The sequence below is a fragment of the Halorubrum marinum genome, from assembly GCF_048381195.1.
In the GTDB taxonomy this organism is placed as follows: Archaea; Halobacteriota; Halobacteria; order Halobacteriales; family Haloferacaceae; genus Halorubrum.
Window position 1 is genome coordinate 507,685 of the sequence record NZ_JBLWMM010000003.1, and the last position, 23,894, is coordinate 531,578.

At 66.6% G+C, this 23,894-nt stretch carries 18 protein-coding genes and 1 tRNA gene; 3 read left to right on the forward strand and 16 right to left on the reverse strand.

Features of this window, described 5'->3' with window-relative positions:
• Nucleotides 1-42 precede the first annotated feature (42 nt).
• From ACNSN4_RS06365 to ACNSN4_RS06395, 7 genes are read right to left on the reverse strand one after another with little or no spacing between them, the layout of a single operon-like run.
• On the reverse strand, nt 43-852 hold the full coding sequence (locus ACNSN4_RS06365; RefSeq protein ID WP_418284942.1) for a DUF7289 family protein: 810 nt from the start codon (nt 850-852) through the stop codon (nt 43-45).
• On the reverse strand, nt 849-1,358 hold the full coding sequence (locus ACNSN4_RS06370; protein WP_418284943.1) for a DUF7266 family protein: 510 nt from the start codon (nt 1,356-1,358) through the stop codon (nt 849-851). Before ACNSN4_RS06370 ends, ACNSN4_RS06365 begins: the two co-directional genes overlap by 4 nt.
• On the reverse strand, nt 1,351-2,334 hold the full coding sequence (locus ACNSN4_RS06375) for a DUF7261 family protein (protein ID WP_418284944.1): 984 nt from the start codon (nt 2,332-2,334) through the stop codon (nt 1,351-1,353). The genes ACNSN4_RS06370 and ACNSN4_RS06375 overlap by 8 nt, the downstream gene beginning before the upstream one ends.
• Nucleotides 2,322-2,927, reverse strand: coding sequence for a DUF7288 family protein (locus tag ACNSN4_RS06380; RefSeq protein WP_418284945.1), 606 nt, complete (start codon nt 2,925-2,927; stop codon nt 2,322-2,324). The genes ACNSN4_RS06375 and ACNSN4_RS06380 overlap by 13 nt, the downstream gene beginning before the upstream one ends.
• Before the next feature lie 2 nt (nt 2,928-2,929).
• The gene (locus ACNSN4_RS06385; protein ID WP_418284946.1) at nt 2,930-3,502 is read right to left on the reverse strand and encodes a DUF7287 family protein; all 573 of its coding nucleotides are present in this window, start codon (nt 3,500-3,502) and stop codon (nt 2,930-2,932) included.
• Nucleotides 3,492-5,531 carry a type II secretion system F family protein gene (locus ACNSN4_RS06390; RefSeq protein WP_418284947.1) on the reverse strand — a complete coding sequence of 680 codons (2,040 nt, stop codon included), beginning with the start codon at nt 5,529-5,531 and terminating at the stop codon, nt 3,492-3,494. Before ACNSN4_RS06390 ends, ACNSN4_RS06385 begins: the two co-directional genes overlap by 11 nt.
• 27 nt (nt 5,532-5,558) lie before the next feature.
• Nucleotides 5,559-9,278 carry an ATPase, T2SS/T4P/T4SS family gene (locus ACNSN4_RS06395; RefSeq protein WP_418284948.1) on the reverse strand — a complete coding sequence of 1,240 codons (3,720 nt, stop codon included), beginning with the start codon at nt 9,276-9,278 and terminating at the stop codon, nt 5,559-5,561.
• 134 nt (nt 9,279-9,412) lie between these two features.
• Here ACNSN4_RS06395 and ACNSN4_RS06400 point away from each other — a divergent pair, with 134 nt between their 5' ends.
• Entirely contained in the window at nt 9,413-10,093 is a 681-nt protein-coding gene (locus ACNSN4_RS06400; protein ID WP_418284990.1) for a DUF1405 domain-containing protein, read from the forward strand.
• 46 nt (nt 10,094-10,139) lie between these two features.
• Here the strand turns inward: ACNSN4_RS06400 and ACNSN4_RS06405 are convergent.
• Together ACNSN4_RS06405 and ACNSN4_RS06410 are read right to left on the reverse strand one after the other, a co-directional pair.
• Nucleotides 10,140-10,212, reverse strand: a tRNA-Arg gene (locus ACNSN4_RS06405).
• 53 nt (nt 10,213-10,265) lie between these two features.
• Nucleotides 10,266-10,553 carry a Sec-independent protein translocase subunit TatA/TatB gene (locus ACNSN4_RS06410; RefSeq protein WP_418284949.1) on the reverse strand — a complete coding sequence of 96 codons (288 nt, stop codon included), beginning with the start codon at nt 10,551-10,553 and terminating at the stop codon, nt 10,266-10,268.
• Between the two features lie 169 nt (nt 10,554-10,722).
• Between ACNSN4_RS06410 and ACNSN4_RS06415 the strand changes: the two genes are divergently transcribed.
• The gene (locus ACNSN4_RS06415; protein WP_418284950.1) at nt 10,723-11,202 is read left to right on the forward strand and encodes a redoxin domain-containing protein; all 480 of its coding nucleotides are present in this window, start codon (nt 10,723-10,725) and stop codon (nt 11,200-11,202) included.
• Nucleotides 11,203-11,229: 27 nt separating this feature from the next.
• Here the strand turns inward: ACNSN4_RS06415 and ACNSN4_RS06420 are convergent, their stop codons facing one another.
• The 4 genes from ACNSN4_RS06420 to ACNSN4_RS06435 form a co-directional block, all read right to left on the reverse strand.
• On the reverse strand, nt 11,230-13,263 hold the full coding sequence (locus ACNSN4_RS06420) for an AMP-binding protein (protein ID WP_418284951.1): 2,034 nt from the start codon (nt 13,261-13,263) through the stop codon (nt 11,230-11,232).
• 66 nt (nt 13,264-13,329) lie between these two features.
• The gene (gene gyrA / locus ACNSN4_RS06425; RefSeq protein WP_418284952.1) at nt 13,330-15,894 is read right to left on the reverse strand and encodes a DNA gyrase subunit A; all 2,565 of its coding nucleotides are present in this window, start codon (nt 15,892-15,894) and stop codon (nt 13,330-13,332) included.
• A complete protein-coding gene (gene gyrB, locus ACNSN4_RS06430) occupies nt 15,891-17,822 on the reverse strand; it encodes a DNA topoisomerase (ATP-hydrolyzing) subunit B (protein WP_418284953.1) in 1,932 nt (643 codons plus the stop codon). The genes gyrA and gyrB overlap by 4 nt, the downstream gene beginning before the upstream one ends.
• A gap of 162 nt (nt 17,823-17,984) precedes the next feature.
• The gene (locus ACNSN4_RS06435) at nt 17,985-18,953 is read right to left on the reverse strand and encodes a hypothetical protein (RefSeq protein WP_418284954.1); all 969 of its coding nucleotides are present in this window, start codon (nt 18,951-18,953) and stop codon (nt 17,985-17,987) included.
• A 212-nt stretch (nt 18,954-19,165) separates the two neighbouring features.
• On the opposite strand from ACNSN4_RS06435, the gene ACNSN4_RS06440 reads away from it, so the two are divergent.
• Nucleotides 19,166-20,377, forward strand: a complete 1,212-nt coding sequence (locus tag ACNSN4_RS06440; protein WP_418284955.1) for an iron-containing alcohol dehydrogenase family protein — start codon at nt 19,166-19,168, stop codon at nt 20,375-20,377.
• A gap of 28 nt (nt 20,378-20,405) precedes the next feature.
• On the opposite strand, the gene ACNSN4_RS06445 is transcribed toward ACNSN4_RS06440, so the two are convergent.
• The 3 genes from ACNSN4_RS06445 to ACNSN4_RS06455 all read right to left on the reverse strand — a co-directional run bounded on the left by ACNSN4_RS06445 (nt 20,406) and on the right by ACNSN4_RS06455 (nt 23,887).
• Nucleotides 20,406-21,662, reverse strand: a complete 1,257-nt coding sequence (locus ACNSN4_RS06445) for a carboxypeptidase regulatory-like domain-containing protein (protein WP_418284956.1) — start codon at nt 21,660-21,662, stop codon at nt 20,406-20,408.
• 168 nt (nt 21,663-21,830) lie between these two features.
• Complete coding sequence (locus ACNSN4_RS06450; protein ID WP_418284957.1) at nt 21,831-23,333, reverse strand: MATE family efflux transporter; 1,503 nt, start codon at nt 23,331-23,333, stop codon at nt 21,831-21,833.
• 122 nt (nt 23,334-23,455) lie between these two features.
• Nucleotides 23,456-23,887 (reverse strand): EamA family transporter, encoded by a 432-nt coding sequence (locus tag ACNSN4_RS06455; protein WP_418284958.1) that lies wholly within the window; start codon nt 23,885-23,887, stop codon nt 23,456-23,458.
• Nucleotides 23,888-23,894 lie beyond the last annotated feature (7 nt).

The following is a 23,894-nucleotide window of genomic DNA, read 5'->3' on the forward strand; positions in this document are numbered from 1 at the left end:
CACACCGCGACTCCACCGCGGACGCCACGTTCGACCCGGGCGTCAGCGCCTGAGCGTCACCCGTATCGAGACGACGTGAACGTACACCGTGTCCACGTGTTCGAGCCGGGCGACGGCGACACCCTCCTCGCTGGCCGACGTCTCGTCGACGAAGCCGTCGGTTCGTTCGAAATACCGCTGCCACGCGGCGGCGCGCGGCGATTCCACGCGAATTGAGACGTTCTCGGACTCGCCGACGTCGAGTTCGGGCCGCGTGACCGACCGAAGCCGATCCGCGTTTATCTGAACGGTCGCGTCGCCAGCGACCCGTCGGTCTCCGTCCGCGGTGAGCACGACGATCGGGAGCGTCGTCCGTCCGTCTTCGGCGACGAATCGCGGTGCCGACCGCATCACCGTCGCGTCTCCGTCCGTTCTGAACCACGCGCCCGCCTCGTAGGCGATGGTCGTGTCGCCGGTCGAGTACGTCACCGGATTCATCTCCCACGGACCCACCGGGAGCGGGTCCCCGCTCTCGTTCACCAGCGAGATCCGCGTCGACTCCGCGGTCGACAGCGTCCCGCCGCTGAGACGGATCTCCGTCGACCGACTCGGGTCGTCGTACCGCTGTACGTCTCTGAGGTTGTCGTCGAACACGTCGAACGCGCGCTCGACGTTCGCGACCTGCTCGGCCTCCTGCCGCTGTTCGACGCCGGCGATCCCCACGGCGAACACCGTCCCGATCGTCAGCGTGACGAGCGAGAACACGAGCACGTACCCCACCACGTTGCTCACCCCGCGATCGTCCGCGATCGGTCCGTCGCCGAGCCGACCGCGTCCGCCAACCGCGATCGAGCGCCGAGGTCGGTCCCTCATCGCTCGGTCACCGCCAGCTGACCAGTCGCGTCGGTGTACGTGATCCGAAGCGGTCCCCCTCGAACGCTCGTCCGGGTGACGTCGAGATCGGCCGCGTGCGACACCGTCACGCTCGCGTCTGGGTTGTCGGTTCTGAGCGTGACCGCGTTCTCATCGATCACTATCCGATACGGTATTCCGGCCACCCGTGTCGGGAGGTCGACGTCGATCGACACGGTCACCTCGCCGTACCCGTCTCGATCCGACTCCGCCGCGCGGGCGAGTCGGTCGGCGCTTTCGAGGTTCGCCACGGTCGTCTGCCCGACGACGGCGAGGTCGCCGCGGACGGTTCGGTCCGTCTGCGAATCGATGACGCCGCTCACGCCGATGACGACACCAGAAAGGACGACGGCGCCGATCGCCAGCGTCAACACGTATCCGACGGTCACGCTGACGGCACGGTCGTCGGTCCGAAGTGCGAGGCGGCTATCTCGGGAGGGACCCCTACCCCCGGTTCGGTCACGCATCGGGCTCACCCGGGGCGACCCGGACGCTCGTCTCGAAGCGTAGTTCCGCGGTGCGGTAACGGATATCGATCACCGCGTCGTACACCGCTGACGTCGCGTTAAGCGCTGTCCCGCCGGTCGGCGCCGTCGTCGACAGCACGGTCGCGGTCAGTTCGACGTCGACGCTATCCGCGTTGGCGAATTCGATCGCGTACCCGCCGTTCGGGTCGATCAACGGTTCCGGCCACAGCCCGGGACACGGCTCGCCGCCGAAGCGGCCCTCGGTGAGGTCGACGAGGGCGCGGTTCCCGTCAACCGTCGGCCGACGGCACCGCTCATTCAGCTCAGTCCCGTTGGTGCCGTTCGCGACCACGAGGTCTCCGTTGTCGACGTCCTCGTACACGTACACCTCGTGGGTGGTGTTCGACGTTGTTCGGTTGAACACGACGTGGAACGCCTCGTCGTTCGCAGTCGAGGCGTTCGCCGACGCGAGATCCGCCGTTGCGACGTTCAGCGCGACTCCCCGTGCTCGGACGACGTTGCTGACGGCGGTCGACGAGTTCACCGGACCGGAGAGGAACCGGCCCTCCCTCAGCGTGCCGTTCTGCGGCTCGACGCCGGCGATTCCGCCGCGCCGAGCGTATCCGGCGGCGATTTGCCGGTCCAACTCCCCGACGCCATCGAGGACGGCGCCCTCAGCCTCACCGTAGCCTCCTGGGTCGTTCCGATTCGTCGCGTCGATCAGCGTTCCGGTGCCCTCGACCGCCGCCGCCCGGACCTCCAGCGCCTCCCCGTCGGCCGCTTCAACGCCGCGCGTCGCGACGTTCTCGCTATAGATCGTCGCGTTCAACAGCACTACGAGCGCCACCAGCGACACCGCCATCACGAGCCCGGCGATGAGCAGGAGCTGTCCCCGGTCCGCGTCGCGCAACCGCTCCCCTTCGTCGCCGCCGCGGAGCCGACTCGGATCCGGCGGCGAGATGCTCACATCCGCCATACGACGATGTGCACCTCCACGTGACCGTAGAACTCGCCGTCGCCGGTGTCGACCGCGTAGAACTCCGTTCCCGGCTCGTCAGTGACCTGCCCGAGAGTCCGCGTCTCGTATCCCGGCGCGGTGAGATTCGCGTCGTCGGCGAGCGGGACGCTTCGAGTCGCACTGACCGCGTTGTCGCTCGGCGAGCCCATGTTCACCATCCGCGTCCTGTTCTCGTTTCGGTCGCCGTGGCGGAGCTCCACGTTGAACGCGATCCGTCTGTCGAGGAACGCTCGGTCCAGCGCGTCGCCGAACCCGGTTGGCGGTCCACTTTGGGTGTAGTACGTAAACTCGGGATGGCTTCCCGCGAACGTCTCGTTTTCCGGGTTCCAGTACAGCACCGCCTCGGCGAGGTCGCCGTTCTCCGCGCTCGTCTCCAGTAAGTCCGTCGCGACCGCCCGCTGCTGGTTCTCGATGTGCTGGTTCGACGTACTCGCCGACAGCGGCGTCACCGCGGTCGCCTGAAGGGCGAAGACCAGACCGGCGATGAGCAGGATCGCCGCCGCGAACGCCTCCAAGGTGTGCGCCTGTGCGCGGTCGTTTGGTATCGTCATCGTCACCACACCCGCACCGTGAGCCGGAACTGGTCACCGTCTATCGACACGAGTCGCTGTGAGACGGTGACGTCGTCGGCCGCGGTCCCACTCGGGCCCTCCGTGGGCCGGATCAGCTCGACGTCGAAACTCCCCTCGGCCGTTACGATCGACACGTTCGCCGGGTTCTCGCTGGGGTTCGTTTCGCTGAGGCGGTGTACGATCACCTGTACGTCGCCGTCGAGCCCGAAGTGGTCTGCGGGGGTCGCGGCGACGTCGGGGTGGCAGTCGGCCTCGGTCCCGAGCGTCGCGTTCGCGCTGAAGAAGGCGACCGTACAGGTCGGCGACAGCACGCCCGGTTCCGCCGGCGACGCAGCGAGCAGATCCCCCGCAACGCCCGCGGCGACCCGGTCGCTCACCACGGGCGAGGCTGTCTCCGCGGCCGAGAAGGGGTCGAACAGCGTCGGCACGAAGGCGATGACGAACGCGAGCGTGAGCAGGAACACGCTCGCGCCGACGGCGAAGTCTATCGGGGTTTGACCGCGGTCACTCGCCGATTGCGGACGACTCTCAGTCACTCTCTGCTTATCCGACATAGACCCACACCCCCAGTGCCAGCGTCATCAGGATCACGGCGAACTTGACGCCGGAGACGATGTCGGCGTTTCGGAGGTATCCGCTGATGAACCCCGACAGCGCCGCCTGCAGCGTCACGGCGTGGAAGAAGAGCATCGAGAGCACGTCGGGATCGACGCCGCCGCCCCCGAAGCTCGGGCCGCCGCCCGCACCGCCGCCCCCGCCGTCGGCCTGCGAAGAGAGCCCGCCCATCACCTCGATGAACTGCGTCTGAAGGATCGCCATCACGCCCAACAGCGTCACGTACGTCATCACGATGATCGCCACCTGCATCAGCGTGCGCGAGCGGCGCTCTCGTTCGATGTCGTCTTGGTTCTCCGAGGCCTGCGCCGCCGTGGTCAACACGTCCGTGATCTGCGAAGAGGCCTCCTGTGCCTCCGAGATCAGTTTTATCGTCCGAGCGAGCCGCGGCACCGCGTACTTGTTGTTGAATTCGACGAGGGCGTCGCGGAGGCTCATCCCGTAGTTCACCTTCGCGTGGACGACGTCGAACTCCTCGGAGAGCTGTCCGGATGACGTCGCCGAGACGGTCTGGACCGATTCGAGCAGGGTCTGTCCCGTGTCGTTCGCGGAGGACAGCTTCCGGAGGCTCTCGGAGAGCTTCCCCGTGATCGCTCGTTTCGACCGCTGATCCCACTCGTGGAACACCGCGAGCGGGACCATGATCACGTACGCCGGCACGTAGATCCAGACGAACGCCGACCACACCGGACGGGACACCCAGCCGTCGAACGCCGTCGGCGCGTTCCCCGTCAGCGCAGCGATAGAAACGATCGCGAGCGCCGTCGGCACCGTGAACGCGAGGGTGTACAGCGGGTTATCGCGCAGGAAGTGATGCGGCGCCGCGATGATCTGTTTGGTCTTGTAGGTCCCCTCGCGGTCGCGGATCCGGTCGAAGACGCCGAACGTGCCGACGAACGCCTCAACGAGCCCGAAGTGGAGCAGACCCTCTTTGCTCGTCTGTTGGAGCCGCTCGCTACCGCCGTCGGGGTGGAGGTAGCCGTCGCCCGGCTCGTCCTGTTTGACGGTCGAAACCAACACGAGAAAGCCGACTCCGGTCAGCGGGATGAGGACGTACACCGTCGCGTACAGCAGGAAGTCGTCCGACTCGCCCATCATCCCCATGATGACCAGGATGATGATGAGAAGCAGGGGGAACAGCGAGAGCGTCATGTACATCTCGCCGAACAGCTCCAACGTCTCCAAGGTCATCTCGCGCTCCTGTTTCGACGTGCGGAGGTGTTTCTCCTTTTTGTCTTTGAGGAAGCTCTCCATGTCGCCGCCGGAGTTGACGATAGAGAGCATGTCCGCGAGGAACTGCGAGAGCTCGTCGGAGGGGGTCTCCATCGACTGCTGGCGGATCGCGTTCCGGTAGTCGGTCCCGAAGTACTCGGTCTCGTTGATAATGCTCTGGAACTCTCGGGACACCTCACCGTAGGTGTCCTCGGCGGCCGCCATCGCTCGCAGGATCTCGAGCTGATTGAGCCCGCCCACGGACAGCGCGTACATGAACGACACGGAGTCCGCGAGCAGGAGGTTGATCTCGCGTTCCCGCGACGACGCCCGCGAATACGGGATTGCGATCACTGCGCCGAACCCCGTCGCAAAACCCAGCGAACCGAATATCAGTCCGCTGAGGAGCACTGCGGTCGGCACGACGAGCGACCGGAGGAACACCTGCATCTCTGGCGTCGGCGCCGGGACGCCGAGCGAGAGCGAGTTCGGATCGATCAGTCCGAGCGAGAAGATGCCGTAGCCGACCAGCGTGCCGAGCGCCCAGAGCAGGCCGCCGACCAGCAGTCCGGCTCCGAGCGCCCGCGATATGTACATTTCGACGTGGTCGGGCATCCGGGCTTTGGTGAGTTTGCTCTCGACGTCACCGACGAAGTCGCCGTCGGAGTCGAACAGCAGCTGGAAGACGGGGTAGAACAGCTCTGCGAGGATGTCACCGTCGGCGGAGCCGTCGCCCACGCCTGTGTCGAGGCTCATCGCGTCCACCTCGGTCGGGCCATGACGTTACCGGTCCTCCGGCGATTCGACTGTCCCGAATCCCCAATCGTCGATATCGTCGGCGTCTTCGTCCGCTTCGTCGTCAGCGTCTCTCTCCGCGTCGTCGGTATCCTCCCCCTCCTCGCCGGTGTCGTCGCCCGCCTCCGCTTCCTCGTTCGGTCCGTCGTCGACGCCCCCGCTCGCTTCGTCTTCTCCGTCTGTTCCCCCTCCCGTTCCGTTGCCACTCGTGGGCGGCGTCTCCGTCGCCGGTCCCAACACGTCGATCCCCTCGTCGAACGGCTCGTCGAAGTCGATCCCGACGCCGTTGTCGTCACCGACGCCGTTGGACGCCTCGGCGTCCGCCGGATCGCCGTCGGATGCTTCCGCGTCGGCCAAAGCGTCGTGCGGGCCGGAGTCTGTCGGTGTCACGTCGGCGACGCCCTCGAACGCGTCGTGGGGGGCCGGTCGTCGTGCATGCGACGATGCCTCTTCCGACGAGCCGTCCTCAGTTGCCGGCTCGTCGATCGGAGCGTCGTGGGGGATGTCGTGGACGGAATCGCGGTCGCGGTCCTCGGTGGAGTCAGTACCGTCGTCATCTCGTTTGTCGGGGCCGCCGTCGTCGCTTCCGAGCGCCTCAGCGTCGCGCGTGTCCGCCTCTAGAGCGGCCTCCGCGAGCGCCTCTCGGTCGGTTCCGGATCGCGCTTCGATGTCGCCTGCGAGCTCGACGTCGAGGAGGGCATCGGCCACGGAGTCGGGCATCCGCCCGCGGTATTCGGCGAACAGCGGCTCCGCCGATTCGAGGATCGACTCGACCTCCTCGCGTCCGGCCTGATCGGGGTCCGGACGCGGTACCAGCGCTTCCTTGTCGCGGTCGACGTTGATCAGGACCGACTCCATCTCCCGGAGGTCTTCGAGCGAGCGCTCCAGTTCGTCGTTGGCCATCAGCGCGAGCACCGTCTCCGGGTCGTTAATGAACGCCTGGAACGTCGCGGCCACCTGCGCGTAGCTGTTGAGTCCGCGGTCGATGAGGTACGCCAACACGACGCGACGCTTCTGCAGCTCGTCGTCGAGCGTCTCGCGGTTCCAGCCGCGGTCGAACATGATCTCTTCGAGCGTGTTCGAGTCGCCCATCTGGAGGAACTCGTCCGTCTCCGCCTGCCACTGGAACACGTCTTGAACGTTGATCTCGTCGTTTTCGGCGTCGTAGTGGTTGATCTCGGTCAGGGACTTGTTCCGCCGGACCTTCTTACCCTGCACGCGGGTCGACGTCTGCACGGAGACGAGATCGAGCGCGGTGAACATCGTCTTCGAGACGTTGATCGGGTCGGTGGTGAACCGCTTGAGCACCTCGCCGACGGAGTCGGCGTGGAACGTGGTGTAGGTGGTGTGGCCGGTCGACATCACCTGGAACGCGGTTCGACCCTCTTCGCCGCGGATCTCGCCCATCACGATGTAGTCGGGACGCTGACGGAGCGCGGCCTCCAGCAGGTCGAACTCGTCGATGTCCCCCTTGTCGTCGTCCGAGAAGGAGGGCCGCGTGACGGAGGCGATCCAGTTGCGCTGCGGGAGTTCGACCTCGCGGGTGTCCTCGATCGAGACGATCTTCGCGTTCGATGGGATGAAAAGCGAGACGGCGTTCAGGCTCGTCGTCTTCCCGGAGGCGGTCCCGCCGGCGAAGATCAGGCTCTTGTGGTTCTCGATGGAGAGCCAGAGGAACGCCATCTCTTCCAAGGAGAACGTCTTCCAGTTGATCAGGTCGATCGGGGTGAAGGGGACGTCGTTGAACTGTCGGATCGTGTAGTTGGTCCCGTGGTCGGACACCTCGCGGCCGAGCGTGAGCTGGGCGCGGGAGCCGTCCGGGAGGGTCGCGTCGACCTGCGGCCGGCGCTTCGAGATCCCCTTCCCGGAGCGCTGTGCGAGCTTGACGACGAAGTCGTCAAGCTCGTCGGTACCGTGGTAGATGTTCGTGATCACCTGCTCGTACCCGGAGTGGTAGACGAAGACGGGCGAGTTGTACCCGTCACAGGAGATGTCCTCCACGTTGATGTCGTACTTGATCGGGTCGATCCGTTCGTAGCCGATGAAGTCCCGCTTGAGGTAGTACAGCAGCTTCTCGATCTGGTGTTCAGACAGCGTATCCGCGTCCTCCGCGAGCACGGCCGGCTCCGGACGCGCGAGGATCTCCGGAGCGGACGGGGGCGACTCCATCGGCGGTTCGTAGCCGAGCGACTCCGCGATCCGCCCGACGATCCCCTCTGTGACATCGAGGCCGAAGCGATCGACGAGGTCGTCGGCGAACTCGGCGCCGGAGCCGCGGCCGTCGTCCGGACGATCGTAGAGGTCGTAGCGGTCCAGCAGCGTCAGCGTCTCGTCGACGATCACCTGCTTCCGGAACGCCTCGTCGCCGCCCGCGATCGCCTCGTCCGCGTATTTGATCGACGTCCGGAGCTTCCCGGTGAGGAACTCGACGAGGTCGGACTCGATCTCCGTCCTGTACGGCTGGACCGCGTAGTACTTGACCTCGTTCTCCTTCGTCGAACGAAACATCATCACGAACGCGTACGGCTTGTTCACCCAGTACCGCTCGATTTCGGTGAAGTGAGTCTTCTTCGCCATCGGGACGGCCTTCTCCAGGTCGTACCGGTTCGCGAGGGTGGTGTGTCCCTCGTCCGTCGAGAAGAACGCGTCCTCGTCGACCTCGGGGTCCACGTTTACCGTCCGCTCGTCGACCAGCTCCGAGAGTTCGGCCGCGGCGCCGCCGCCGGCTCCAAGCAGCTCCTCGGTTCGGTCGGGGTCGAAGCCGAGCGCGTCCGTCTTGTCCTCGTGGGTGAACGAAAGCGGCTCCTCGTCCTCGTCGGTCGGGGGATTTCCCTCCGCGTCGAGGAAGAACTCCTCGCGGTAGTCGTCCCACGTGTAGCATCCCTTGAGGACCGGCACCTCGTAGAGGTCGTACCGCGCCGAGCACAGGTCCCAGAGGGCGTCGCCGACCGCCGCCGCAGCACCGACCCGGAACGGGGTTTCGCTCGGGTCGAAGCCGAGGAACTCGCTCGGGTCGACGGCAACGCGCTCCCACTCCGCTGGCGTTGGGGACCGGCGCGGTACCGTCTCGATATCCGACCCCGAGGCGACGACCGTACCGTCGACGCCGAGGCCGTCCATCTCGACGACCGGGGCGTCCACCGCGCCGTCGCCGTCGCCGTCGCTGTCGCCGTCGTCGCGAGCGTCGTCCGCTTCCGCGTCGTCTGCGTCGTCTGCTTCCGTGTCGTCTACGTCGTCTACGTCGTCCGCTTCCGCGTCGTCTGCTTCCGTGTCGGTCTCGATCGCCTCTACGTCGTCCATCTCGACAGCGTCTCGGTCGCCCGACTCCGTAGATACGCTCGTCCCGCCATCGGCGACGACCGCGTCACCGGCGATCACGACATCGTCGCTCCTGACGACGACGGTTCCCGCGTCCGGCGTCCCGTGACCGGGGACGGCCGTGCGCCCGTCGGCCTCGAACGGTTCGTCGATGCCCTCGGCGCGTATCACCCGACCGACGCCGCCGGGAAAGTGCGCGCGCACCGCACCCGCCGGGACGACCGGCGCCTCGCCGACATCCGCGTACAGCTCCGCAGCCGCGTCCTCGCGTCCGCGGTCCCGAAGGAAGGACCGCCACGAGTACCGACCCAACGCGACCGGCGGGGCGGACGCCGACGACCCTTCCGCGTCCGGAGACGGAGGCGAGTGCTCGGCGTCCTCGGTTGCCATAGCGAGTGAAACGAATCGCCCGTTGAAAAAGGTGTCTCGCAAAACCCCGCGCGTGATAATTGCCGCCGATTGGCGGTTTTTTTAAGCACAGTGGCCGCGGATCGGTTTTCGTGAGAGTCCCAGACGGTCCCTCGATCCGACGCTCGCTCCGCCGGCTCACGGAGCCGACGGTCCGCCATCGCATTCGCGCGGCGGTCACCGAGGAGCTGCTCGGGACGCCGGCGAGCCTCGGGGTCGTACTCGTGCTCACCGCGTTCATGGCCGTGGTCGGCGTCGGCTACTACGTGCCGACCGCCGACGCGGTACCGGTGTGGCTGTGGCCGCTGTACGCCGATTCGGCGGTCGCGGTTCTCCTCGGCGGTGGCGTTCTCATCGCGCTCGTCCCGACTGTCCGAGCGGACGGCCGCGTCACCGAGGACGCTCCGGCGTCCAAGCCCCTCGCGTACCTCCAGACGCTCGCGTTCGTCTGGTTGATCCAGTTCGGTCTCTGGCCGCTCGTTTCCCTGAACCTCGCTGTCGGGGAGTATCTCGCCGCGCCTGCCGCGTGGATCTACTACTGGGGCGTGCTCGGTACGCACCTCTGTTTCGTCGGTCTCGCGCTGTTGTTCCCGGCGTTCGGCCGAACGACTCGCGGCGCGCTCGCGACGGCGCTCCTCCTCGTCATCGGAAACGCCGTCGTCGACTACGGCTTCGGCTACCATCCACCCCTTTTATACGAACCCGGGCCGGTGCTCGTCGGCGCGACGCTCGCTATCGGCGTCGGGTCTGTGTGGCTCGCGAGTCGGTCGTTTCGCCGACTCGATCAGGCCGATTAGCCCGGTCGCGCTCGTGCCCGCTGCTTCTCGCTTCGCTCGCAAGCAACGGGCACGGCGGGATTCGAACCCGCGATCGAGAGGTTAGGAACCTCTCGCCCTATCCGCTAGGCCACGCGCCCAGTACGAAGGAGAAAACGTCGGGAAGGGGACCGATCGGCGCTGTAAATTCGGATTACGCGCTCGTCTCTTTCTCGGTTTCGAGCTCGTCCAGCTCCTCCTCGTCGTCGAGCGACGAGTCGATCTCGTCGTCGTCGATGTCGTCGCCGTCGTCGCTGTTCATCTGTTTCAGTTCGTCCTCGACCTCCTCGCGGCCTTTCTTGAACTCGCCCATCGCCTGGCCGGTCGACCGTGCGAGTTTCGGGATCTTGTTCGCCCCGAACAGAAGGACCAACACGAGCAGGATGATGAGGAGCTCCGGGCCCGCCGGGATACCGCCGATCAGTGGAATCGCGCTTGCCATCTCTATACCGCAGTAACCCTGTGGCGATTATAGTCTTTTTGCCTTGATAACCCGTCGGCAAACGGCACTCGGAAGGGCGAACGGACCGCCAGCGACGTAATTCGTCAGCACACGCCGCTCCCGTTGTCGCCGTCGAAACCGTGATACGCTTCCGCCGCAACCGACCGGTATGACAGCTGTCGGCGACGACGCTCCCGAGTTCCGTGCCTCGATCGTAGACGGCGACATCGAACCGTTCAGACTCGCCGACCATCTCGGCGACGAGCCGGTCGTGCTCGCCTTTTTCCCCGCCGCGTTCTCGAACACCTGCACCGACGAGATGGAGGCCCTCCGCGACGAGTTCGACCGCGAGCGCTGTACCCTCTTCGGCGTGAGCACCGACCTCCCGCACGCGCTGGCGGCATACCAGTCTCAGTACGACCTCCCCTTCGCACTCGTCGGCGACCCCGACCACCGCGCCATCGAGGCGTACGACGTCATCGAGGCGTTCGAACACTACGGCGTGGAGACGGTCGCACAGCGCGCCGTGTTCGTGATCGACGCCGACGGAACCGTCACGTATCGGTGGCTCGCGGACGACTCCGGACAGGAGCCCGACTACGGCGCGCTCGCCGAGGCGGTCGCGGCGGCGGCCGACGCCGACAGCTAGCGTTCGACTCCGCCGGAGTCGACCGGCTCAGGACGGGTCGCGAAGCCCGGCCAGCGCCTCCGGGTTCTCCATCGACGAGAGGTCACCCGGGTCCGCTCCCCGATACACGGACTCGATCGCGCGACGGATGATCTTCCCGGACTGCGTCTTCGGGAACGCGTCGACGAACAGCAGCTCGCGCGGTCGGAACGGCTTCCCGTGCTCCTCGCCGACGAGCGTCCGGAGCTCCTCGCGCAGATCGTCGCTCGGCACGACGTCCGGTTCGAGGACGACGTACGCGACCACGGCGGTTCCCGTGGTGTCGTCGGGAACCCCGACGGCGGCCGCCTGATTCACGGCGTCGTGGTCGATGAGCACGCCTTCGATCTCCGCCGGTCCGACCTTCCGTCCCGCGACGTTCAGGGCGTCGTCCGCGCGACCGTGGAGGAACCAGAAGCCGTCCGCGTCCTTCTGTGCGAAGTCGCCGTGGTTCCACAGGTCCTCCCACGTGGACCAGTACTCCTCCAGGTAGCGCTCGTCGCCCGACCAGAGCGACTTCGTCATCGACGGACAGGAGTCGCGCGCGACGAGGAACCCCCGCTCGCCCGACTCCCTAACGGACTCGCCGGTCGCGTCGACGATGTCGATGTCCATCCCGAGACCCGGTCCGCCGAGCGTACACGGCTTCAACGGCTGGTTCGGCATCGGCATCAGGAAGCAACCGCAGATCTCCGTTCCACCGGAGATGTTGATTATCGGACACTCGCCGCCGCCGACCGCGTCGTAGAACCAGCGCCACGACTCGGGGTCCCACGGTTCGCCCGTCGAGCCCAAGATGCGGAGCGAGGAGAGGTCGTGGTCGTCCACCCACTCGTCGCCGTGCTTACGCAGCGCGCGGATCGCCGTCGGCGAGATACCGAACTGCGTGATCCCGTGTCGTTCGATCATCTCCCAGAAGCGATCGGGTTCCGGGTGGTCCGGCGCGCCCTCGTACATCACCACCGTTCCGCCGGAGGTGTGATTCCCGATCAGCGTCCACGGGCCCATCATCCAGCCGATATCCGAGACCCAGAAGAATCGGTCCGCGGGCTTCTGATCGAATCCGAAGTGGATCTCCTTGGCACACTGCGTCGCGACGCCGGCGTGGGTGTGGATGATCCCCTTCGGCGTACCGGTCGTTCCCGAGGAGTACAACAGCATGGACTCCTGGTCGCTCGGGAGCCGCTTCGTTTCGTAGCTCGGCGACTGCGATCCGACTGCCTCACCCCACGTGATGTCGCGGTCGTCGGTCCACGGTATCGGGGTGACGGACCCTTCGTCCGTAGCATCGTCACCGTCGGCTGGAGTCGCGCCGAGCCGATCGTACACGACCGTGTGTTCGACGTGACCGGCCTCTTCGATCGCCTCGTCGGCGGTCGCCTTCAGCCGGACCTCGCTTCCGCGCCGATAGAAGCCGTCACCCGTGAAGAGGACCGACGGTTCCGCGTCGTCGATCCGCGTCGCCGTCGCTTCCGTCCCGAACCCCGAGAAGATCGGCACTGCGATGGCACCGATCTTCAGACAGCCGTAGAGTATCGAGACCACCTCCGGCACCATCGGCATGTATAGCCCGACGGTGTCGCCCGTCTCGATCCCGGTCGATTCGAGGTAGTTGGCGACGCGGTTGCTCTCGCGGTGCAGTTCGTGGAAGGTGATCTCGCGGACGTCGCCGGGCTCGCCCTCCCAGATCAGCGCGACGCGGTTGCGGTTCGGGGAGTCGACCGCGGCGTGTCGGTCGACGGCGTTGTGCGCGATGTTGATCTCACCGCCGGGATACCAGTCGGAGAACTGCGGACCGTCGCTGTCGTCCCGAACTACGTCGTACTCGGTATAAAAGTCGATGTCGAGGTAGTCGACGAGCTCGTCCCAGAACCAGTCGACGCCGGAGGCCGGTTCGCCCTCGATCTCCGAGGTGGTCCGTTCGATCAGCTCCTCGTAGTCGTCGATTCCGTACTCGCGCATGAACGCGGCGACGTTCGTCGACTCGGCGAACGCCTCGCTCGGCTCGTGTACGACTTCGTCTATCCCCTCGTACTCGTCCATTCCACGTTGGCGTTTCCCGGGGAACAGTAAGTAACTTTCCTGAACGACACCCGGGACGGAGTCCGTCTACTCCGTCGTCTGATCGGCAGGTTCGGTCTCAGCCTCGTCGTCGAGGGAGACCGCTTCAAGCTCGCCGTCTGCGTCGGCGGCCGACGCTTCCTCGGGCACGTCGTCCGCTGCGTACGCCGCCTCCGGGATGATATCCACGGAGGCGACCTCGTCGTCCGGATCCAGGTTCATCACGATGACACCCATCGTGTTACGGCTGACCGTCGATATCTCCTCGACGCGGCTTCGCATTATCTGTCCCTGCCCGCTCATCGCGAGCAGGTGGTCGCCGTAGGTGACCGCCTCGATGGCGACCGCCTCACCGTTGCGATCGCCGGTCTTGATGTCGATCAGCCCCTTCCCGTTGCGGGACTGCAGACGGTACTCGTCGAGGTCGGACCGCTTTCCGTAGCCGTTCTCCGTGACGGTGAGTACCCAGTTGTGATACTCCTCGTCGATGGCGGCGACGCCCGCGACCGCGTCGCCCTCGCGCAGGTCGATCCCGATCACGCCGCGAGCGGTGCGCCCCATCGCGCGCGCTTCCGATTCGTCGAAGCGGATCGCCATCCCGTTCCGGCTCCCGATGACGATGTCTCGCTCGCCGTCCGTCACCTCGACGTCGACGAGCTCGTCGCCGTCCTCCAGTCGGATCGCGCGGATCCCCGTGGAACGGATGTTGCCGAACTGGTCGACCGCGGTCCGCTTGATGTAGCCGTCGCGGGTGACCATCGTGAGGAACTCGTCCTCGTCGAGGTCGTCGGTGTTGACCACGGCCTCGATCTCCTCGCCGCCGTCGAGATCGAGGATATTGACCGCGGACTTTCCGCGGGCAGTCCGCGACATCTCCGGGATCTCGTACGTCTTCAGCTCGTAGATCTGTCCGCGGTTCGTGAACACGAGGAGGTAATCGTGAGAGTTCGCGGCGAACACGGAGGAGACGCGGTCGCCCTCCTTCAGCCCGGTGCCGATAATTCCTTTCCCACCTCGGTTCTGTGCTTTGAACGTGTCGAGCGACATCCGCTTGATGTAGTCGTCCTCGCTCATCACGACGACGCACTCCTCCTCCGGGATGAGGTCCTCATGGGTGACGTCGCCGACGTCCTCGATGAAGCTCGTGCGGCGCTCGTCGCCGTACTCGGCTTTCATCTCCTCCAGCTCTTCGACGATCACCGCGTCGAGCTCGTCGGGGTCGCCGAGGATCGTCTCCAGCCGCTCGATCCGCGCGGTGACGTCCTCGTACTCCGACGCTATCTCTTGGGTCTCCATCGACGTGAGCGAGCCGAGCTGCATCCGAACGATGTGTTCGGCCTGCGCCTCGCTGAAGTCGTACTGCGCCTCGAGCGCGGCCTTGGCGGCGTCTCGGTCGTCGGAGCCCTGAATGGTCTCGACGACGCTGTCGACCTGTTCGAGCGCCTTCAGTCGGCCTTCGAGGATGTGTGCGCGGTCCTCCCGTTCGGCGAGCTCGTGCTCGGAGCGTCGACGGACCACGTCGCGCCGGTGATCGACGTAGTGTACCAGCGTCTCCTTGAGGTTCAACACCTGCGGCGCGCCGTCGACCAACGCGAGGTTAATGACGCCGAACGTGCGTTCGAGGTGGCTCTCCAACAGCTGGTTTTTCACCACCTCGGCCATCGCGTCGCGCTTGAGTTCGACGACGACGCGAATGCCGTCGCGGTCGGACTCGTCGCGGAGGTCGCGGATCCCCTCGATCGCGCCCTCGTTGACGTCCTCGGCGATCCGCTCGACGAGGCGTGACTTGTTCTGCTGGAAGGGGAGCTCCGAGATGACGATCCGACCTTCTTCCTCGTCGACCTCGAACTCGGCGCGGACGCGGACCCGACCGCGACCCGTCTTGTACGCCTTGTGGACCGCGTTCCGTCCGACGATGTTCGCGCCGGTCGGGAAGTCCGGTCCCTTGACGTGTTCCATCAGGTCCTCGACGGTCGCCTCGGGGTTCTCGATCAACTCGACCGTGGCGTCGACGACCTCTCTGAGGTTGTGCGGCGGGATGTTCGTCGACATCCCCACGGCGATCCCCGACGACCCGTTGACGAGCAGGTTCGGTACCGCCGACGGCAACACCTCGGGCTCTTCGAGGCGGTCGTCGTAGTTCGGCTGGAAGTCGACCGTGTCGCGCTCGATGTCGGCCAGCAGCTCCTCCGCGATGGGCGCCATCCGCGCCTCCGTGTACCGCATCGCGGCCGGCGGGTCGCCGTCGACGGAGCCGAAGTTCCCCTGCCCGTCCACGAGGGGATACCGCATCGAGAAGTCCTGAGCCATCCGCGCGAGCGTGTCGTAAATGGCGCTGTCGCCGTGCGGGTGGTAGTCACCCATCGTCTCGCCCACCACGGACGAGGACTTGCGGTGCGGCGACCGGGAGGTCACTCCCGCCTCGTGCATCGCGTAGAGGATCCGCCGGTGGACCGGCTTGAGCCCGTCGCGCACGTCGGGGAGCGCTCGACCCGCGATGACGGACATCGCGTAGTCGATGTACGACTGCTCCATCTCGTCTTCGATGCGGGCGTTCGTCACCCGCGCTGCGTCGACGCCACTCGGGTCGGCGTCGGGCACGTCGGAGCTCATATATCCACCCACTCCGCTTCGGTCGCGTGTTCCTTGATGAACTGCTTGCGCGGCTCGACCGCGTCACCCATCAGCACGTTGAACATGCGGTCGGCGGCCGCGGCGTCGTCGATCGTGATCCGCTTGAGGATTCGATTTTCGGGGTCCATCGTCGTGTTCCACAGTTGGTCGGGGTTCATCTCGCCGAGCCCCTTGAATCGCTGGGTCTGGTCGGGATTCCCGCCGCACTCCTCTTCGATGATCCGGTCGCGCTCGGCCTCCGTCATCGCGTCGTACGTCTCCGATCCCTTCCGGATGCGGTACAGCGGGGGCTGGGCCGCGTACACGTAGCCCGCCTCGATCAGCGGCTTCATGTGGCGGTACAAAAGCGTCAACAGCAGCGTTCGGATGTGCGCACCGTCGACGTCGGCGTCGACGAGGAGAATGATCTTGTTGTACCGGACCTCGTCGATGTCGAACTCCTCGCCGATCCCCGCGCCGATCGCGGTGATCAGCGCGCGGATCTCGTCGTTCTCCAAGATGCGGTCGAGGCGGTGTTTCTCGACGTTGAGGATCTTGCCTTTAAGCGGGAGGATCGCCTGATTCTCTCGGTTTCGGCCCTGTTTGGCGCTTCCGCCGGCGCTGTCACCCTCCACCACGAACAGCTCCGCCTCGCTCGGATCGCGGGTCTGACAGTCGGCGAGCTTGCCGGGCAGCGCCGTCGACTCCAGCGCGGACTTCCGACGGGTCAGTTCCTCGGCCTTCTTCGCGGCCTTGCGCGCCCGCGCGGCCTCCGCGGCCTTGTGGACCACCTTCCGGGCGGTGTCGGGGTTCTCCTCGAAGAACGTGCCGAGCTTCTCGTGGGTCGCGGACTCGACGATGCCGCGGACCTCGCTGTTGCCGAGCTTCGTCTTCGTCTGACCCTCGAACTGCGGGTCGGGGTGTTTCACCGAGATGACCGCCGTGAGCCCCTCGCGGACGTCCTCGCCCTTGAGGTTGGCGTCGAGGTCGTCGACGAGCCCGTGTTCGTTGGCGTAGTCGTTGACGGTGCGCGTCAGGGCGGTCTTGAATCCGGTGAGGTGCGTGCCGCCCTCGCGGGTGTTGATGTTGTTCGCGAACGCGTGTACGGAGCCCGATAGCTCCTCGGTCGCCTGCATGGCGACCTCGACGTGGATGTCCCGCTCCTCGTCGGCGAAGTAGATGACGTCGTCGTGGATGGGCGTGCGCGTCTCGTTGAGGTACGCGACGAACTCGCGGATACCGCCCTCGTACTGGAACGTCTCCTCGTCGCCGCCGTCGTCGCCCTCTGCGCGCTCGTCAGCGAGCGTGATCGCGACGCCGGAGTTGAGGAACGCGAGCTCGCGGAGCCGGTTGGCGAGCGTCGAGAACGCGAACTCGGTCGTCTCGAAGACGTCCGCGTCGGGCCAGAAGCGGATGTACGTGCCCGTCTTCTCGCCGTCGTTCATCCCTCGAACGCGCTCGAATCCGTCCTCGACGGGTTCGCCCCGGGCGAACTCGTGGCGGAAGACGCCGCCGTCGCGTTTCACTTCGACCTCCAGCCGCTCCGAGAGGGCGTTGACGACGCTGACGCCGACCCCGTGGAGTCCTCCGGAGACCTGATAGGACTTGGAGTCGAACTTCCCGCCGGCGTGGAGGACCGTCATGATCACTTCGAGGGCGGGTCGGTCGTACTTCTCGTGAGTGTCGATCGGAATCCCACGACCGTCGTCGCGGACGCTGACGGACCTGTCGTCGTGGATGGTGACGGTAATGTCGTCGCAGTACCCCGCGAGCGCCTCGTCGATCGCGTTGTCGACGACTTCATAAACGAGATGATGGAGCCCCCGACCGTCCGTGGACCCAATATACATCGCCGGACGTTTACGGACGGCCTGCAGGCCCTCGAGGACCTGAATTTGGCCAGCTCCGTATTCACTCTCCTCTGACATAGAACTTAGTTGAGTTAATCAGTGCCCGCTTATAAACCCGGCGTACGCGCGCGGGCGTGTGAGCGAAGGAAAGTATGCAGATTCGCCTGTTCCTGCATCTCGTGTTTGGCACGGCTTATTCCCGAATCCCCGCCCGGCCCTCGTCCCGGCTTTCCGGGAGCGCTACGACCCTTCGTCCGGTGGCTCTTCGAGGAACGCCCGTGCCAGATCGACGACCGCCGCACGGAACCGATCGGCGTCGACCGCGCTGTCGCCCCCGGGTCGGTTTTTACCTGCTCTGCCGGGACGATTTTTAAATCGGACCGGGGTCTCGCGGGCGACAAGCTCGACGGTTCGGTCCGCGAGCGCGTCCACCGTCGCGGCGACGCCGCCGCGCTCGATCGATGCCGCCGCCCGACCGAGTCGGTCGTCGTTCGCGTGCCGTGCCGCGACCGCCGTCACCGAGGCCGACGCCGAACTCCCCGCGTCGGTATCGGCTCGGCCCGCCACGGTCTCATCCGCGAGACCATCGGTCGACTGCCGTCCCCCGGAGGCGCCGTCCGCGACGAGCCTCCCGCGACCGCCGCGCTTGTTCCGAACGACGACTCCGGCGACCGACCCGTCACGCCAGGTCGACGGCGGCATCTCGTAGTCCTCCGGATCGAAATCGCGAGCGTTCACCTCGCGCTCGACGACCGTGACCGGATCGAGGCCGACGCCCTCGAAGATCGCCGCGGTCGCGTCCGGCGGCCGAAACGCGCCGAACTCCCCGTCCGATTTTTCGGAGGCTCCGGACCGCCAGATGTCCGTTCCGAGGAACGGCGGCAGCCGCTCCCAGTCGTAGTCGACCCCACGGTATCGGGTCGCGACCCCGAAGAACACCACGTCCGACGGGTCCTCCACGCTCGCGCGCAGCGTCTCGCGGTCGAACCGGTCCCGAACCGATCGGACCGCGGGGCGAAGCGCGAGCGGCACGTCCGCGACCGTCTCGTAGGTCCGTTCCGGGCCGCCGAAGCGGAGGAGTCCGGACTCGTCCATCCGGAAGCGAAGCCCCGTCCCGTCGACCAGTTCGACGACCCAGAGGTGGCCGGAGAGGAGGTCCTCCGGAGCGTCGAAATCGGCGACGTTCGGGAGCGGCGGAAACTCGCGCATGTGTTCGTCGGTCGGCGACGCGGTGGCAGGGTCCGTGTCGACGCGACCGTATCGGCCATGTGCGCTCCATCGGATTGGGTCTTTGGGAGTCGCGATCGGGGGCCACGGTCGGGAGTCACGGGAGCACCGTGGCGGGTTCCGAACCTTGTGGGCGCGGTAGTGTGTCTCCCGTTCCCACAGCTACAAACCGTCCCCCCGCGTATTCGTGTCCGATGTTACCGATCGCGGACTCTTTCGAACACGAGTATCAGGGCTGTGAGATCCGATACGGTCGCGGTCGAGCCGACGAGCTCGGCGCGGCCCTCGGTGATCGAGGTCTCGACGACGCGCTCGTCGTCTGCGGCTCGAACGTCGGCGCCAACGACGACCTGATGGACCCGATACGCGAGGGACTCGGCCACCGCCTCGCCGGTGTCTTCGATGAGACGACCCCCGGGAAGCGCGTCGAGACGGCGTACGACCTCCTCGACCGTCGGACTGCGGTCGGCGCAGACGTCCTCGTCGCGGTCGGGGGCGGAAGCAGCCTCGATATCGCTCGGCAGGCGACGTGGCTCGACGCCGACGGGAGGGATCTCGACGAACTCCGCTCGGACGCGGAGGCCGCTCCCGGCACGCTCGGTCCCCTGGCGCCGGACGGCGAGCCCTCAGTGCCGTTCGTCGTGATCCCGACGACGTTCGCCGGGGCCGACCTCTCGACGGGCGGATCGCTGGAGGTGTTCTCGGCCGAGCACTCGCCGACCGGCCAGCCGCTCTCCGTCAGCGGCGGTAACGCGATGCCGATCCTCGACGTGGCCGATCCGACGCTGTTCGAGACGACGCCCCAGGCGGCGCTCGCCGGCTCCGCGATGAACGGGTTCAACAAGGGAATCGAGACCCCCTACGCCGCGGACGCCACGCCGGTGAGCGACGCCACCGCGGTTCACGGCCTCCGTCTCTTGAACGGTGCGCTCCCGCACGTGGCGGGCGACCGACCGGCGAGCGCGGCCGCGACGGATCGCGCAGTCGTCGGCATCCTGCTCGTGCAACTCGGTCGCAAGATCTCCGTCATTCACGCGTTCGGTCACGGATTCGCTCGCCGGTACGATGTCCAACAGGGGACGATCCACGCGATCGTCGCCCCGCACGTCCTCGCGTACCTCTTCGACGAGGTGGACGCGAGTCGCCGCGCGCTCGCCGCGGGGCTCGGGATCGAAACAGAGGGCCGCTCCGACGACGCGGTCGCCGAGGACATCGTAGACGCGGTCGCGACGGTACAGGACTCGCTACCGCTCCCGTCTCGGCTGCGCGATCTATCACCCGTCGAGGAGACAGATTTCCCGGCGATAGCCGAGTTCATCGCCGATGATTGGTCGATGGACCGCGCCCCGGAGGGGCTCGACGCGTCGCCGGAGACGATCGAGGGCGTCCTGCGAGCGGCGTGGTAATACGGACCGTCTCCCCGTCTGTGGCCGATCAGGCGGGTCCGTTCCCGCGTCTAGCTCCGACGGCGGCAGCCCCGAGTAGCGCCGCCACCGCGACGACGACACCGAACCCGGGTGCGCCGTCGTCGGTTTCGCCGGAGTCGTCCGTCTCGTTTGCGTCGTCCGCCTCGCCCGCGTCGTCTCCCTCGTCGATCACGTCGTCTTCGCCGACGCCGACGATCGTGATCGATTCGGATCTGACGTCGCCGTCGATCGCGACGACCGTCTGCTCGCCCGGGGCGTCGATCGGGACCGCGAGTTCGCCGCGGGCGTCGGTTTCGCCGACTGCGGTTCCGTCGACCTCGATGGTCGCCCCCTCGACGGGCTCGTCGTAGGCGTTCCGAACCGACACGCGGGTCGTCTCGCCGACCAGAACGCGTTCGTTCGCCGTCGTAAGCGAGAGCGTCGGCGTCCGCTGTGCGGTCACGTTCGCGCTCACGTCGGCCTCCCGAACGGTGATCGTCTCCGGGGCCGGGTCGTACCCGTCTTTGATTATTTCGGCGGTGTACTCGGCGTTCACGGGGACGTTCAGCGATGCGGACCCTTCGGTGACGGTCACTTCGGCGTTGTACACCGACGACCGCACCTGTATCGCCCCCGTTTCGATCTCCGTGGGCGGGTCGAAGTGATCGTCGAAGACCCGGAGGTCGAGCACCACTTCTCCGCGTTCGATCTCGACGGTCGCGTTCCCCTCTCCGTTCACCGTCACTTCCTGGGTCGCCTCGAAGAACCCGGGTTTCACGACTCGAAGGGTGTACGTACCGCGCTCGAGGCGACTCGAGGTGAACGTCCCCGACTCGTCGGTCTGCCCGCGGTCGACGGTACGGCCTCCTTCACGGACCCGAACCCGTGCGTCCGCCTGCGGTCGGTCTCGCGTGTCGACAACGGACACGGTCGCGGTCCCGCTACGCGAAACCGTCACCTCGACCTCCGACTCGCTCGCTCTCTCGACGGTGCGCGGTCGGTTGCGGATGTACGTGTCGTCGTCGACGTCGAGTTCGACGGTCGCATCCTCCGGAACGTCGAGGAACACCTTTCCGTTGCTCGCCGTGGTTCCAGTCGCCGTGCGCGTCTCACCGGATTCCGTCTCCCACGTCGCCACGACCTCGACGCCGCCGACCGGCTCGTCGTCTTGGTCGGTGACGGACACGGTGAGCGTCACGAGGTCGTTTCCGGCTGCGCCACCGGCTGCGAGGACGGCGACGACGAAGACGGCGGCGCCGATCACTGCGAGGCGCTCGAATTTCATGAACAAGAGAATATTCGACGGGAGTGATATAGCTATGTGCACGTTACCGGGTTAGTCGTCGGGCTAACGTGTCCCTCACCGGCGAGTTATCGCGCTCCCCATCGGCGAGTTATCGCGCCCTCGCTGACGAGCCAACTCGTTCGACTGTCGGAACCCGACCCGTCGTGCTCAGTCGTCCGCGGACGTGTTCGGGCGGTACGCCTCGCTTATCGCCTTCCATTTGCCGGAGCGGAACCGCCAGTAGTTGATCGCGGCCGGGATCGTCGTTTCTGCGAGGAAGGCCAGGTACAGTCCCCACAACCCGATCGCCGGTAGTGCGATCTCGGGGGTCGTGGTTCCGATCAGCGGGATGTCTATCGCCGGCGTGGCGTCGTATGCGCCGACGTATGCCAGCGGGATCGAGACGCAAAACATTCCGATGAACTGGCTCGCGAAGGGGATCTTCGTGTCACCGGCCGCGTCGAGCGGCCCTGCAGCCCCCCCAGAGACGCCTTGGAAGACGACGGCGACGCAGGCCGCGTACACGAGCGTGACCGCGATCGGCACCTCGGGGCTCTCCGGGGAGTCCGCGAACAGCACCACGATGTCGCTCGCGAAGACCGCCGTCAGCGCCGCGAAGACGAGGTAGGTCGCCACGGAGAATCGGATGATGTCACGGGCGTACGCTTCGGCCTCCGCGGGATCCTCGCCGCCGAGCTCTTGGCCGACCAGGCTGGAGGAGGCGAGGCCGAATCCCCAGCCGGGGGCGTTCATGATCCCCCAGATGCGGCGGGCGATGACGAACGCGGCGACGGTGTTCTCGCCGAACACGTCGAGGATGGCGAGCATCGGGAACTCCGCGACCGTCCACACGAGGTTGCGCGCGCCGACCGGAACGCCGATCTCGACGAGGTCGTGGAGCATCTCCGGGTTCACGTAGGAGCCGAACGGGTCGATCGCGATCGGGAACTCCCCGATTCCGGGAACCCGCCCCCACACGAGTCCGGCCGTGAACGCGGCGACGGCGAGCACGTTAGAGAGGACGGTCCCGAGCGCGGCGCCCTCGACGCCCCATCCCAGTCCGAAGATGAACGCGGCGCTGAGTACGATGTTCGCGACCGCACCCCCTGCCCGGACCTGCATCGCGGTGTAGGCGTCGTCACAGCCGACGAGCACGCGGCTCCCGACGAGGTTGAGCGCGGCGAACGGGACGCCGAGTCCGACGATCCGAAGGTAGTCGGCACCGAGCGCGATCGCGGCCTCGTTGCTACTCAACACGTCGATGAAGGCGGGTGCGAACGTCCAGAAGACGGCCGAGACGGGGATCGTGATCACGACGGCGAGGAGGACGCTGGCCCGGACGGCGTCGCCGAGTTCCGCGAACGCTTCCGCGCCGAAGCGCTGGGAGACGAGGGCGATGGTGCCGCCCGCGACGCCGCCGCCGAGCGCGAACGCGAGCCCCCAGTACGGACCGGCGAACCCGACGCCCGCGACCGCGCTCGTGCCGACGGCGACGCCGACCATCGCGACGTCGACCGCGTTCTTCGACATCCGAGCGATGCCCGTGACGATCCGCGGCCACGCGAGATCCGTCGTCCGGACCACTCGGTGGCGGTCGATCAGCCCCAGCCTCGCGAGGGCGAAACCGATGTAGAGGATCGCGGCACGGAACGGGTTCGGAAAGCGGGCCACTACGGGTACGCCCCTTTCGCTGTCGGTATTAAAGGGGTTTCGTCACGCGGCGGGCGTTTCCGGATCGGGTCGGGCGCATCCGTCGCCGTGACCACGCCGCACACCCTACAAAAAGGTGCACCTCACGTCCCCGAGACGAGGTACACCGCCAGCGCGGCGAAGACGATCCCGAGCGCCTTGCGAAGCGTGAACGATTCACCGAGGAAAACAAAGCCGATCACCGAGGAGAAGACGAGGAACATCGCGAAGATAGGCGTAACCACGCTTACCGGCCCGAGCGCCAGCGACCGGTACAGCGCGAGGATACCGATCCCGAGGAACACGCCCGCGGCGAGCACGTGGAGCAACTTCGGAGAGCCGAGGTGTGCGGTGAATCCCTGTCCCGTGTAGGCGAGGACCCCGAGCGCCATGGCGACGAGCAGCGTGTTCGATATCACGACCGCCACGTCGCTCGGAACGGCGTTCGGTCCGGTGGTCGCGACGCGCATCAGCGGCGAGACGAGCGCGTACGCGCCCATCGCGAGGAGGGCGTATGGAAGATAAGTAGCGTCCATAGCGACG